Annotated in this window: 11 protein-coding genes; 5 read left to right on the forward strand and 6 right to left on the reverse strand. The window is 70.7% G+C overall.

What is annotated here, in order from left to right; all coding sequences use genetic code 11:
* Nucleotides 1-41: 41 nt before the first annotated feature.
* A complete protein-coding gene (locus A9O67_RS13420) occupies nucleotides 42-209 on the forward strand; it encodes a hypothetical protein (RefSeq protein WP_197484433.1) in 168 nt (55 codons plus the stop codon).
* A 43-nt stretch (nucleotides 210-252) separates the two neighbouring features.
* Here the strand turns inward: A9O67_RS13420 and A9O67_RS04295 are convergent, their stop codons facing one another.
* Nucleotides 253-1,161 carry a LysR family transcriptional regulator gene (locus tag A9O67_RS04295; protein ID WP_068607697.1) on the reverse strand — a complete coding sequence of 303 codons (909 nt, stop codon included), beginning with the start codon at nucleotides 1,159-1,161 and terminating at the stop codon, nucleotides 253-255.
* A 103-nt stretch (nucleotides 1,162-1,264) separates the two neighbouring features.
* On the opposite strand from A9O67_RS04295, the gene A9O67_RS04300 reads away from it, so the two are divergent.
* Complete coding sequence (locus A9O67_RS04300; RefSeq protein ID WP_068607699.1) at nucleotides 1,265-2,782, forward strand: CoA-acylating methylmalonate-semialdehyde dehydrogenase; 1,518 nt, start codon at nucleotides 1,265-1,267, stop codon at nucleotides 2,780-2,782.
* The gene (locus A9O67_RS04305; protein WP_231960210.1) at nucleotides 2,779-4,449 is read left to right on the forward strand and encodes a GMC family oxidoreductase; all 1,671 of its coding nucleotides are present in this window, start codon (nucleotides 2,779-2,781) and stop codon (nucleotides 4,447-4,449) included. Before A9O67_RS04300 ends, A9O67_RS04305 begins: the two co-directional genes overlap by 4 nt.
* 265 nt (nucleotides 4,450-4,714) lie before the next feature.
* On the opposite strand, the gene A9O67_RS04310 is transcribed toward A9O67_RS04305, so the two are convergent.
* Nucleotides 4,715-5,023, reverse strand: a complete 309-nt coding sequence (locus tag A9O67_RS04310) for a flagellar basal body protein (RefSeq protein WP_068607701.1) — start codon at nucleotides 5,021-5,023, stop codon at nucleotides 4,715-4,717.
* A gap of 73 nt (nucleotides 5,024-5,096) precedes the next feature.
* Nucleotides 5,097-6,383 (reverse strand): solute carrier family 23 protein, encoded by a 1,287-nt coding sequence (locus A9O67_RS04315; RefSeq protein ID WP_068607703.1) that lies wholly within the window; start codon nucleotides 6,381-6,383, stop codon nucleotides 5,097-5,099.
* Nucleotides 6,384-6,612: 229 nt separating this feature from the next.
* Here A9O67_RS04315 and A9O67_RS04320 point away from each other — a divergent pair, with 229 nt between their 5' ends.
* Together A9O67_RS04320 and A9O67_RS04325 are read left to right on the forward strand one after the other, a co-directional pair.
* A complete protein-coding gene (locus tag A9O67_RS04320; RefSeq protein ID WP_068607704.1) occupies nucleotides 6,613-8,706 on the forward strand; it encodes an acetoacetate--CoA ligase in 2,094 nt (697 codons plus the stop codon).
* Nucleotides 8,707-8,751: 45 nt separating this feature from the next.
* The gene (locus tag A9O67_RS04325) at nucleotides 8,752-9,621 is read left to right on the forward strand and encodes an HDOD domain-containing protein (protein WP_068607707.1); all 870 of its coding nucleotides are present in this window, start codon (nucleotides 8,752-8,754) and stop codon (nucleotides 9,619-9,621) included.
* A gap of 19 nt (nucleotides 9,622-9,640) precedes the next feature.
* On the opposite strand, the gene A9O67_RS04330 is transcribed toward A9O67_RS04325, so the two are convergent.
* The 3 genes from A9O67_RS04330 to A9O67_RS04340 form a co-directional block, all read right to left on the reverse strand.
* Nucleotides 9,641-10,531 carry a DMT family transporter gene (locus tag A9O67_RS04330; RefSeq protein WP_068608250.1) on the reverse strand — a complete coding sequence of 297 codons (891 nt, stop codon included), beginning with the start codon at nucleotides 10,529-10,531 and terminating at the stop codon, nucleotides 9,641-9,643.
* A 14-nt stretch (nucleotides 10,532-10,545) separates the two neighbouring features.
* Nucleotides 10,546-11,031: a flavin reductase family protein gene (locus A9O67_RS04335; protein ID WP_068607709.1), complete on the reverse strand. Its 486-nt coding sequence runs from the start codon at nucleotides 11,029-11,031 to the stop codon at nucleotides 10,546-10,548.
* A gap of 121 nt (nucleotides 11,032-11,152) precedes the next feature.
* Nucleotides 11,153-12,493: a D-amino acid dehydrogenase gene (locus tag A9O67_RS04340; protein ID WP_068607711.1), complete on the reverse strand. Its 1,341-nt coding sequence runs from the start codon at nucleotides 12,491-12,493 to the stop codon at nucleotides 11,153-11,155.
* Nucleotides 12,494-12,596: the final 103 nt, after the last annotated feature.

Here is a 12,596-nt window from a genome sequence, read left to right on the forward strand (position 1 = left end):
CGCTACGATCACGGTATTTCACCCCCCACCGTGTATCTGCCATGGACCGCATGCCCGACGTCCTGAGCGGACGTCTCGAACAAATCGCCTACCCCCACATCCGGGACCGCCTGCGCGATCAGGTGTTGCACCGCGACCCGCAGTTCACCGCCGGCGGTGGCAAACCGATCAACGGTTACAGCAAGATTCCGCTGCCCAAGCACTGGTGACGCGAGCGCCGTCCCCGGACGATCCGCGGCCGTCATCGCCGCCCTAGACGCCGCCCTCGGCACCGCCCCAGACCCGATCCAGCGCTGTCCAGGCGGCTTCGATGGCCGGCTCGCCCTGCCGCTCAGCCAGGCTGACGAAGCTCAACACACACCCCAGCGCCACCCGGTCGGCCACCACCAGCCCGCGCGCCTGCACCTCGCGGATGGCCACCGCGTCGCGCACCAGGCTCAGGCCCACGCCGGAGCGCACCAGGTCCAGCATCGACGCCTCCTGATCCACCAGGGCCACACGCCGCACCTGCAACCCCAGCGGCTGCAGGGTGCGGCGCAGCAGGCGGTGATGGGCCGACTCGGGCGGCGTCTCGATCCACGGCAAGGCCGCGAGCTCGGCCCAGCCGCGCCCCTGCACCTGCGGCCCCCACCCGGCGGGCGCCAGCACGCGGTAGGTGAACGGGGTGAGCGTGCGCACGCGGTAGCGCCCGGCCGTCCCGCGGTCCTGGTCCGGGTCACCGAGGTAGAAGCCCACGTCGTGCTCGCCCGCGTCCAGGCGCTGCAGCACCTCGCCGCTCATGCCCTGGCGCAACGCCGTCTGCAGGAAGGGGGCGGTCTCCACCAGCTCGCGCAAAAAGGCCCCCAGGCGGGTGAACTCCGGATCCAGGATGGTGCCGATGGCCAGCTCCCCGCGCACCTGCTGGCGCAGGCGCTGGGCGGCGCCGTCGAACTCGCGCTGCGCCGCCAGCACCCGGTCGGCCAGGGGCAACAGGGCCGCACCGTCCGGGGTCAGCCGCATGCCGCGCGGGGTGCGCTCGAACAGCCGCACCCCCAGCCGCGTCTGCAAGGCCTTGAGCTGCAGACTCAAGGCCGGCTGCGTCAGGTGCAGGCGCTGCGCCGCCCGCGACAGGCTGCCTTCGCGGGCCACGGCGGCAAAGGCGCGCAGGGCGGTGTGGTCCATCCGGGTATTAGATCACCTTATGTCTGACTTTTGAAAAACTCGCTGGTCAGGCGAGCTGCACTCTTCTACAGTGGGGGTTTTCGCATGAGCCGGATTTAAGACCATGATCCTGACCCCCACCGCCATCGGCCACCACATCGGCGGCCGCCCCGTCGCCGGCCAGTCGGGCCGCCAGCAGGACGTCTTCAACCCCGCGACGGGCGCCATCACCGGCCGCGTCGCGCTGGCCGATGCGGCCGAGGTGCAAGCCGCCGTCGCGGCCGCACGCGCGGCCTTCCCCGCCTGGGCCGAGCTGCCCCCGCTGCGCCGCGCGCGCATCCTGTTCCGGTTTCTGGAGCTGCTCAATCAGCACCGCGACGAGCTGGCCGCCATGATCACCGCCGAGCACGGCAAGGTGTTCACCGACGCGCAGGGCGAAGTCACCCGCGGCATCGAGATCGTCGAATTCGCCTGCGGCATTCCGCAACTGCTCAAGGGTGACTACACCGAGCAGGTCTCCACCGGCATCGACAACTGGACCATGCGCCAGCCGCTGGGCGTGGTCGCGGGCATCACGCCGTTCAACTTCCCCGTCATGGTGCCGATGTGGATGTTCCCGGTCGCGCTGGCCTGCGGCAACACCTTCGTGCTCAAGCCCAGCCCCATCGACCCGTCGCCGTCGCTGCGCATCGCCGAGCTGCTGCAGCAGGCCGGCCTGCCCGACGGCGTGTTCAACGTGGTGCAGGGCGACAAGGCGGCGGTGGACGCGTTGCTGGATCACCCCGATGTGCGGGCGGTCAGCTTCGTCGGCTCGACGCCGATCGCCAACACCATCTACGAGACCGGCGCGCGCCACGGCAAGCGCGTGCAGGCCCTGGGCGGGGCCAAGAACCACATGGTCGTCATGCCCGATGCAGATCTGGACCAGGCGGTCGACGCGCTGATCGGTGCGGCCTTCGGCTCGGCCGGCGAACGCTGCATGGCCATCTCGGTCGGCGTGCTGGTGGGCGACGTGGCCGACCGGATCATGCCCCGGCTGGTCGAACGCACGCGGGCGCTGAAGGTGCTGGACGGGATGAACCGGCAGGCCGAGATGGGCCCCATCGTCACCGACGCCGCGCGCCAGCGCATCACCGGCTACATCGAGGCCGGCGTGCGCGAAGGGGCACAGCTGCTGGTGGACGGCCGGGGCTTCGACGGCCGCAGCGCCGGCCCGGGCTGTGACCACGGCTTCTGGCTGGGCGGCACGCTGTTCGACCACGTCACGCCGGAGATGTCGATCTACCGCGACGAGATCTTCGGCCCCGTGCTGTCGTGCGTGCGGGTGCCGGACTTTGCCACCGCGGTGCGGCTGATCAACGAGCACGCCTACGGCAACGGCACGGCCTGCTTCACCCGCGACGGGCATGTGGCGCGCGAGTTTGCGCGCCGCGTGCAGGTCGGCATGGTGGGCATCAACGTGCCGATCCCGGTGCCGATGGCCTGGCACGGCTTTGGCGGCTGGAAAAAGAGCCTGTTCGGCGACATGCACGCCTATGGCGAGGAGGGCGTGCGCTTCTACACCGCGCAAAAGAGCGTCATGCAGCGCTGGCCCGAGAGCACGCCCAAGGGCGCCGAGTTCGTGATGCCGACGTCGCAGTGAACACCTTCGACTACATCGTGGTCGGCGGCGGCACCGCCGGCAGCCTGCTGGCCAACCGCCTGTCGGCCAACCCGCGCCACCGCGTGCTGCTCATCGAGGCTGGGCAGAAGGACAACTACCACTGGGTGCACATCCCGGTGGGCTACCTGTACTGCATCGGCAACCCGCGCACCGACTGGCTGTACAAGACGGAACCGGACGCGGGCCTCAACGGCCGGCAACTGCGCTACCCGCGCGGCAAGGTGCTGGGCGGCTGCTCCAGCATCAACGGCATGATCTATATGCGCGGCCAGGCGCGCGACTACGACCAGTGGGCGCAGATCACCGGCGACGACGAGTGGACGTGGGAGCGCTGCCTGCCCGACTTCAAGGCGCACGAGGACCACTACCGGCTGGATGCGGACACCGACCCCGCATTCGCCGCCCTGCACGGCCATCGGCGCACCGGCAGCACGGGCGAGTGGCGTGTGGAAAAGCAGCGCCTGCGCTGGGACATTCTGGACGCCTTCGCGCAGGCGGCGCAGCAGGCCGGCATCCCGGCCACGGACGACTTCAATCGCGGCACCAACGAAGGGGTGGGCTACTTCGAGGTCAACCAGAAAAGCGGCTGGCGCTGGAACACGGCCAAGGCCTTTTTGCGCCCGACCTGCGAGCGGCGGCCCAACTTCACCCTGTGGACCGGCGCGCAGGTCAAGCGGCTGCTGATCGAGCGCGGCGCGGACGGCGCCCTGCACTGCCGGGGGGTGGAGGTCTGGACCGCCCAAGGCAGCGTGACCGCCCAGGCCGCGCGCGAGGTGGTGCTCAGCGCCGGCGCCATCGGCAGCCCGCAGATCCTGCAACTCTCCGGCATCGGGCCGGCGGCCGTGCTGCGGCCCCTGGGGCTCGAGGTGCTGGCCGACCTGCCGGGCGTGGGCGCCAACCTGCAAGACCACCTGCAAATCCGCGCCGTCTTCAAGGTGCAGGGGGCCGAGACGCTCAACACCCTGGCCCGCCACTGGTGGGGCAAAGCCCACATCGGGCTGCAATACCTGCTGACGCGCAGCGGGCCGATGAGCATGGCGCCCAGCCAGTTGGGCGCCTTCACGCGCAGCGGGCCCGGCTTCGACTGGCCCAATGTGGAATACCACGTGCAGCCGCTCAGCCTGGACGCCTTTGGCGAGCCGCTGCACCCCTTCCCGGCGTTTACGGCCAGCGTATGCAACCTCAACCCGACCAGCCGCGGCACGGTGCATCTGCGCAGCCCGCGCTTCGAGGACGCGCCCGCCATCGCGCCCCAGTACCTGTCCACGGCGCAGGACCGCCAGGTTGCGGCCGACAGCCTGCGTCTGACCCGGCGCATCGTCGCCCAGCCGGCGCTCGCCCCCTACCGGCCCGAGGAATACCGGCCCGGCCCGCAGTACCAGACCGACGAGGAACTGGCGCGGCTGGCCGGCGACATCGCCACCACCATCTTCCACCCGGTGGGCACCACGGCGATGGGGCGCGACGGAGACCCGATGGCGGTCACCGACCCCCACCTGCGCGTGCGCGACGGGCGCGGCGGGCGCATCGGCGGGCTGCGCGTGGTCGATGCCGGCATCATGCCCACCATCACCAGCGGCAACACCAACAGCCCCACCTTGATGATCGCCGAGAAGGCCGCGCGCTGGATCCTGGCCGGCGCATGACCGCGCTGCGGGTTTGTCCCAAGCCGCAGCGGGGACAACGCCACCTAGAATGTCCGTACTCGGACACCGGCGCCTGCGCGCAGCCGGGCAGCTCTGAGAGGACCGAGGAGACAAATCGATGGCGCGGCACGCCAGCCAAGCGCCCGTTTGAGGGTAAACCCCGACAGAGACGATCCAGGTGCCACCGCCACAGGTGGCTTGCGACGACACCGGCAGCCCCGCTCCCGGTGTTTTTTGTTGCCGCGCGCGCGGCGCGCATGTCGATTCAGGCGCGGGTGTCGAGCAAGCGCCCCATCGCCTGATCGGCCGCTTTGAACACCTGCAAATTGGCCGCAAAGCTGGTGGCCGCCATTTTCTGCTCCACCATGTCGGCGGCCAGATCGGCCCCGGGCTCGGGCCGCTTGTCGATGCGGGTGCGCACCCCCGCGCCCGGCGCGGGCTCGGCCTCGCTGCGCACCTGCTCGCGGCGGTAGCCGTCGGTTTGCGCGTTGGCGATGTTGTTGGCCGCGCTGCTCAGCCGGGTCTGCGCCGCGCGCATCCCGGACAACGCCGCGCTGTTGATCCTGCCGTCCATACCCGGCAGTGTACGGCCGGGGCGGGACTTCGTGCCAACGCGGCGACGAACGGCCCCGCCCCGGGCGCGGGCGTCAGCCCGCCGAGCGCCGGTCGAGCAGCGCGTACAGACCAATGGCGCCAAAAGTCGCCGTGCCGATGCCGCCCAGGGCAAAGTCGCCAAACTTCAGCGTGAAGTCGCCCGTGCCCAGCACCAGCGTGATCGCCGCCACCAGCAGGTTCTTGTTGTCGGAAAAGTCCACCTGGTTGTCCACCCAGATCTTGGCGCCCGCCACCGCGATCAGGCCAAACACCACGATCGAGACCCCGCCCATCACCGCCAGCGGAATGGCCTGGATCAGCGCGCCGAACTTGGGGCTGAAGCCCAGCAGAATGGCCATCAGGCCCGCCACGACGAAGATCGCGGTCGAGTAGATCTTGGTCGCCGCCATCACGCCGATGTTCTCGGCGTAGGTGGTCACGCCCGTGCCGCCCGCGCTGCCGGCGACCATGGTCGCCACGCCATCGCCCATGAAGGCGCGGCCCATGTACACATCCAGGTTCTTGCCCGTCATCGCCGTCACGGCCTTGATGTGGCCCAGGTTTTCGGCCACCAGAATCACGGCCACCGGCGCGATCAGCAGCATCGCATGGCCGCTGAACACGGGGGCGCTGAAGTTGGGCATGCCAATCCACGCGGCATTGGCCACCCCCGACAGGTCGAGCGGCTTGCCCAACCCCAGGCCGTTGGCCAGCACGGCATACACGACACTGGCCACGATCAGGCCCATCAGGATCAACAGCCGCTGCACCATGCCGCGTGTGAACACCGCCACCAGCCCCACGCAGACGAAGGTCACCGCCTGCATCCAGGCATCGAACGGCGTCGGCGCCATGTTCTTGACCGGAATGTGCGCCAGGTTCAGGCCGATCACCGCCACCACTGCCCCCGTAACCACCGGCGGCATCAGGCGCTCGATCCATCCGGTACCCACCGCCTGCACGACGGCCCCGATGACGAAGTACAGCGCCCCGCACGCGATGATGCCGCCCAGCGCCACGCCGATGTTGGCGTTGGGCCCCTGCCCGGCATAGCCCGTGGCTGCGATCACCACACCGATGAACGCAAAGCTCGACCCCAGGTAGCTGGGCACCTTGCCGCCCGTGGCCACGAAGAACAGCAGCGTGCCGATGCCGCTCATCAGGATGGCGACGTTGGGATCGAAGCCCATCAGGATGGGCGCCAGCACCGTCGCGCCAAACATGGCGATCAGGTGCTGCACCCCCAGCATGGCGGTCTGCGGCCAGGGCAGCCGCTCATCCGGCCCGATGACGCCGCCGGCCTGCAGGGCGGCGTCGGATTTTTCCGTCCATTGGAACATGATGGTTCTCGCTCCTCGCGTGGTTTCGGGTAAATGGGCGTGATTCTGCCCGCGGGCGCCATGCCCCTGCAAGCCTCGTGTCAGGTCGCGGGCGCCCGCGCCGGGGCAAGCAGGATTCGGGCCGGCTCGCCTGACGCCGACGCGACGGGCCGCGCGGCGCCGCTCTCGATAATTCGGCCCATGCGCCCCCCGTGCGCGGCCGACCGCGCCAAGCGCCGAAGGAGACCGGATGCCCGCCCCCTACACCCCCCAGATTGGCCGCTACCAGGACTGGCTGCGGCAGCGCCATGGCCTGGGCTTTGACGACTACGACGCGCTGTGGCGCTGGTCCACCACCGACCTGGGGGCGTTCTGGCAAAGCGTGTGGGACTACTTTGCCCTGGAGTCGCCCACGCCGCACCGCGCCGTGCTGGAAGGCGCGGCCATGCCGCATGTGCGCTGGTTCCCCGGTGCGCAGGTGAACTATGCGCGCCAGGTGTGGCGCCATGTGGAGCCGGCCGAGGCCGCGGGCCAGCCGGCCATCATCGCCGAGGACGAACTGGGCCGCGTGCGCACCGTGGGCTGGCGCGAGCTGCAGCGCGACGTGGCCGCGTTGGCGGTGGGCCTGCGCGCGCTGGGGGTGCGGCGCGGCGACCGCGTGGCCGCCTATTTGCCCAACCGGGCCGAGACGGTGGTGGCCTTTCTGGCCTGCGCCAGCCTGGGCGCGATCTGGAGCGTGTGCGCGCCGGACATGGGCACGGCGGCGGTGCTGGACCGCTTCCGCCAGATCGAGCCGACCGTGCTGATTGCCGCGGACGGGGTGCACTACGCGGGCCGGCCGCTGGACCGCAGCGCCACCGTGCGCGAGCTGCGCGCCGGCCTGCCGACGCTGTCCCATGTGGTCACGCTGCGCACGCCATACGCGGCGCAGCGCCTGACCGACACGCACGACTTTGCCGCGCTGGTCGATCGCGACGATGCGGCCGTGCGCGACTTTGCGCCCGAGTGGCTGCCGTTCGACCATCCGCTGTGGATCGTGTACTCCAGCGGCACGACGGGCCTGCCCAAGCCCATCGTGCACGGGCATGGCGGCATCCTGCTGACCACGCTGGCGCTCAAAGTCCTGCACAACGACATCGGCCCCAGCTACGACCCCAACAGCCTGGGCGAGCGCTTTCACTGGTACAGCTCCACCGGCTGGGTGATGTGGAACGCCCAGATCGCCGGGCTGACCGGCGGGACCACCATCGTGCTCTACGACGGCAGCCCGGGCGGACGCAAGGACGAGCCGGACTGGACCGTGCTGTGGCGTTTTGCCGCCCGGCACCGCGTCACGTTCTTTGGTGCGGGAGCGGCCTTTTATGGCAACGTCATGAAGGCGGGCGTGGATCTGGCCGCCCTGCAAGCGGGCGGGCACGATCTGTCCACCATCCGCGCGCTGGGCTCCACCGGATCGCCCCTGCCCGAGGAGGTGCAACGCTGGGGCAGCGCGCAGTTCGCGCGCGTCTATGCGCTCGCGGGCCGCGCGGCCGATCCGGCCGCCCTGCCGGGCGGCCCTGGCGGGCCGGTGTGGTGGTGCAACATCTCCGGCGGCACGGACTTTTGCGGCGCCTTCATTGGCGGTCACCGGGGCCTGCCGCAGGTGCCGGGGCAGATGCAATGCCGGCAACTGGGCTGCGCGGTGGAGGCCTGGGACGACGACGGGCGCGCCGTCGTCGGGCAGGTGGGCGAGCTGGTTTGCGTGCGCCCCATCCCCTCCATGCCGTTGTACTTTTGGAACGACGAGGGCGATGCGCGCTACCTGTCGAGCTACTTCGACACCTACCCCGGCGTTTGGCGCCACGGCGACTGGCTGGAAGTGCGCCCCGATGGCGGCTGCGTCATCTACGGCCGATCCGACGCGACCATCAACCGCCACGGCCTGCGCATGGGCACGAGCGAGATCTACGCCGCTGTCGAAGCGCTGCCCGAGGTGCTGGACAGCCTGGTGGTGGATCTGGAGTACCTGGGCCGCGAGAGCTTCATGCCGCTGTTCGTGGTGCTGCGCCCGGGGCTGACGCTGGACGAGCCCCTGCGCGAGCGGCTGCGCGACGCCATCCGGCGCGCGCTGTCGCCGCGCTTCGTCCCCGACGCCATCGAGCAGGTGCCGGACATCCCGCGCACCCTCAGCGGCAAGAAGCAGGAGCTGCCGATCAAAAAACTGCTGCTGGGCCAGCCGCTGGAGCGCGTGGTCAACCGCGACGCCATGGCCAACCCGGACTGCCTGGCCTGGTACGTGGCCTATGCCCAGGCCCGCCAAGCCCATGCCCCAGGCGATACCCCGCCAGCCCCCGCGGGGGCATGACCCCAAACCGGCCGACCCGTCGCCGCTTCGCGGCACAATCGGCGCATGACCGACCGCTCCGTCGAAGCCGAATTGGACCAAGCCCGTTCGCGCGGGCCCGTGCGCGACATCGTCATCCCACCCTGCCCGGAGTTGCTGCGCCAGCTGCAAGATGCCACCGCGCATGGCGAGCCCGACCCCGCGGTGCTGGACACCATCGCCAGCAGCGACGTGGCCATGGCCGCCGCCCTGATCCGGCAGGCCAACAGCCCGCTCTATGGCCTGAGCCAGCCCGTTGCCACCGTGGGGCAGGCCCTCACGGTGCTGGGTGTGCGGCCCGCGGTGCAGTTGCTCATGGGCTTTCTGACGCGCAACGCGTTGCAGGTGCATTCGCCGGTGCTGGCGCATTTCTGGGAAAGCTCCACGCGCCGCGCCATCGCCTGCGAACACATCGGCCGCCAGCTCTACGACATGGACCCCGGGCTGGCGTACAGCTTTGGCCTGTTTTGCCACGTCGGCATGCCGGTGCTGCTGCGCGGCGTGCGCGGCTATGCCGCCACGATCACCGAGGCGCTGGCCCGCAAGGACCGCACCTTCACCCAGACCGAAAACGCCAACCACCGCACCGATCACGCGGTGGTGGGCGCCATCGTCGCGCGCACCTGGCGCCTGCCGCCCCCGGTGGCGGTGGCCATCCGGCTGCACCACGACTTCACCTGCCTGGGCGACACCCGTTATTCGGACACCGTGCGGCACCTGGTCGCCATGGGGCTGATCGCCGACCATCTGGTGCAACAGCACGAAGGGGTGCCCCCGTCGCCCGACTGGGCGCGGCACGGGCAGGCGGCGCTGGCGCATCTGCAAATCGGCGCGGCGGAGGTGGAGCTCTGGATCGACGAGCTGCACCCGGCCTTCGAGGCGGTGCAGGCCCCCTAACCCCGCGTTCAGCCCGCGTTCAGCGCCGGCTGACCAGCACGATGCCGGCCGCCACCCCGGCCAGCGCCAGCAGCAACTGCAGCGTCAGCGGCTCGCCCAGCAGCAGCACGCCAAACACCAGCGCAAATAGCGGCGTCAGAAAAGTAAACGTCGCCATGCGGGTCGCCGGATAGTGGCGCAGCATCCACATCCAGGCCAGGTAGCTGGCAAACGCCCCCACCGCGGTCTGCAAAAACACCGACCCCCACGCCAGCGCCGAATAGTCCAGCGCCCAGCGCTCGCCCAGGGCCAGGGACAGCAGCGGGGTCACGGCCGCGGTGACTCCCAGCTGGTAGAACAGCGATTTTTCGGCGGCGACCGTGGCGATGCGGGTGGTGCGGATGGCCACCGTGGTCAGGCCCCAGAACAGGCCGGCCGCCAGCCCCATGGCGTCGCCCTTCCACTGCCCGGGCGTCGAGCCGTGCAAAAACGCCTCGCTGAAGGCCACCGCCACCGCTGCAAAGGCCAGACACAGACCGGCCCACTGAATGGGGCGCAGCCGCTCCGCCGACACGAAGCGCGGCAGCAGCAACGCCACCCAGAACGGGCTGGTGTAGAGAAAGACCGTCAACCGCGAGGCGCTGGTGTGCTGCAGCCCCAGATAGATGAAGACGAACTCCGCCGCGAACAGCAGCCCGACCAGCAGCCCCCCCGGCAGCGAGCCGTCGCGCTGGAACAGCGGCACACCGCGCCCGCGGCACCACAGCCACAGCAGCGCCGTGGCGCCCCACATGCGCAGCGACGCCTGCCACAGCGGAGGGATCTCGCGCCCGGCAAACTTGATCAGGATCTGCTGAAACCCCCAGAACGCGCAGCACACCACCAGCAACGACACGGCCAGCGTGTCGAGGTGGTCCTTGCGTTGGGGCAGGGCGGCGGAGGTCGTCACAGCGGATGCTCGGTGTAGAACCGCCCGCCATGGTACAGGAGGGGCGAGGCCGTGCCGTCGTGGCGGCAGCGCAGCACCTCGGCCACCAGGATCACGTGGTCCCCCTCGACATACCGGCTGCGGCTGCGGCACTCGAAGACGGCTGCGCAGTCCGGCAGCAGCGGCACGCCGTCGGCGTTGGGCGTCCACGCCACGCCGGCCCAGCGGTCCGCCTGCCGGCTGGCGAACCGTTGGGCCAGGGCCTGCTGCTCCACCCCCAGCACATGGATGGCGTAATGCGCCGCCGACTCGAAGACGGGCAGCGCGCGCGAGCGCAGCGCCAGGCTCCAGAGCACCAGCGGCGGCTCCAGCGAGACGGAGTTGAACGAGTTGGCGGTCAGGCCGACCGGTACGCCATCCGCCGCACGCGCGGTGACGATGGTCACGCCGGTGGCAAAGCGCCCAAGGGCGGCCCGAAACCGCTCGGGCGACGGTTCGAACATGGGGCGCGATTGTGCCTTGCCGCCGCCGGGCACGTGGCCGGGCGGCGCGATGCCCGGGCCCGCACTGGGCTTGAGCGTTTGGGCACTGGGCGCTTGCGGGTTGGGCGCCCTGGGCCGCGGTTCAGGCCGTGGCGGACGCCGCGGCGGGGCGGGCGGTGCGGTCGCGCGCCCCCGCCACGCCGACGAAGTCCATGGCGATCGCCGGCCGCTCGCCGCTGATCAGCTCGGCCAACGCCCGGCCCGAGCCCGCGCCGTGCGTCCAGCCCAGGGTACCATGGCCGGCGTTGATCCACAGCCGCCCCAGCGGCAGCCGGCCGATCAACGGGATATTGGTGGGCGTGGCTGGGCGCAAGCCGCACCAGAATTGCGGCTCGCCGCCCTGCTCCGGCGTGCGCGTGTCGGCCACGCCGGGGAAGAGCTGCTCGATACGCTCCAGCAGCATGTGGCAGCGCGCCCGCGCCACGGGCGTGTCCAGCCGCAGGTCGAAGCCGCCCAGCTCGATCGTGCCCGCCACGCGCAGGCGGTCGCCCAGGCGCGAGATGGCGATCTTGCGCCCATCGTCGAGCAGACTGACCTGCGGCGCCCGCGCCGGATCGCGCAGGGCCAGCGTGGCGCTGTAGCCCTTGCCAGGGTAGATGGGCACGCGGATGCCCACCGTGGCCAGCAGCGGCGTGGTGTACGAACCGCAGGCCACCACGAAGGCGTCGGCCTGCAGGGCGCGTGCCTGGCCGGTGGCGCGGCAGCGCAGGTGCACGCGCTGCACGGCGCGGCCCGCCACCTCCAGCCGCTCGATGTCGTGCCCGAACAGCAGCTGCGCCCCCTGGGCCGCGCAGCGTCGGGCCAGCGCCTGGGTGAACACGCGCGCATCGCCGTGCTCATCGGTGGGGGTGTAGGTGCCCCCGGCGATCTGCTCGGCAAAAGGCTGCAGCGCCGGCTCGATGCGCAACAGCTCCTCGCGCGAGACCACCCGGCGCTGCACCCCATGGCGGCGCATCAGCTCGGCGGCCTCGCCCGCCTCGGCAAAGGCCTGGGCATCGGTGTAGACGTGGGCAATGCCGCGCTCGCTGCGCGGGTACTCGATCCCCGTCTCGGCCACCATCTGCTTGAGCGTGGCGTGGCTGAAGGCGCCCAGCGACACCAGTTGCGCCACGTTGCGCTCGAACGCGCGGTCGGTGCACTGGCCCAGAAACTGCAACAGCCAGCGCCACTGCGCGGTATCCCACTGCGGGCGCCACAGCAGCGGGGCCTGCTTGTCGAACATCCATTTGAGTGCCTTCAGCGGCGCCTGGGGGTTGGCCCACGGCTCGCAGTAGCTCACCGAAATCTGCGCCGCATTGGCAAAGCTGGTCTCCAGCGCCGCATCGGGCTGGCGGTCCACCAGCACCACCTCGTGCCCGCGCTGCAGCAGGTGCCACGCCGTCGAGGTGCCGATGATGCCTGCGCCCAGAACCACCACTCGCATGTCCGTCTCCTTGAGCGGCCCCGCCGCGCCCGCGCGCGGATCGCCAACCGCCTGTCGGGCGGGAGTGTGCGCGATGGCGCGACAAAGATGAAGCGGGATTCAC

Source organism: Tepidimonas fonticaldi (genome assembly GCF_001675355.1).
GTDB lineage: Bacteria > Pseudomonadota > Gammaproteobacteria > Burkholderiales > Burkholderiaceae_C > Tepidimonas > Tepidimonas fonticaldi.

Coding starts and splice junctions, on each gene's coding strand:
- A9O67_RS13420 (WP_197484433.1), top strand. CDS start 42: ATGGACCGCATGCCCGACGTCCTGAGCGGACGTCTCGAACAAATCGCC.
- A9O67_RS04295 (WP_068607697.1), bottom strand. CDS start 1,161: ATGGACCACACCGCCCTGCGCGCCTTTGCCGCCGTGGCCCGCGAAGGC.
- A9O67_RS04300 (WP_068607699.1), top strand. CDS start 1,265: ATGATCCTGACCCCCACCGCCATCGGCCACCACATCGGCGGCCGCCCC.
- A9O67_RS04310 (WP_068607701.1), bottom strand. CDS start 5,023: ATGGACGGCAGGATCAACAGCGCGGCGTTGTCCGGGATGCGCGCGGCG.
- A9O67_RS04315 (WP_068607703.1), bottom strand. CDS start 6,383: ATGTTCCAATGGACGGAAAAATCCGACGCCGCCCTGCAGGCCGGCGGC.
- A9O67_RS04320 (WP_068607704.1), top strand. CDS start 6,613: ATGCCCGCCCCCTACACCCCCCAGATTGGCCGCTACCAGGACTGGCTG.
- A9O67_RS04325 (WP_068607707.1), top strand. CDS start 8,752: ATGACCGACCGCTCCGTCGAAGCCGAATTGGACCAAGCCCGTTCGCGC.
- A9O67_RS04335 (WP_068607709.1), bottom strand. CDS start 11,031: ATGTTCGAACCGTCGCCCGAGCGGTTTCGGGCCGCCCTTGGGCGCTTT.
- A9O67_RS04340 (WP_068607711.1), bottom strand. CDS start 12,493: ATGCGAGTGGTGGTTCTGGGCGCAGGCATCATCGGCACCTCGACGGCG.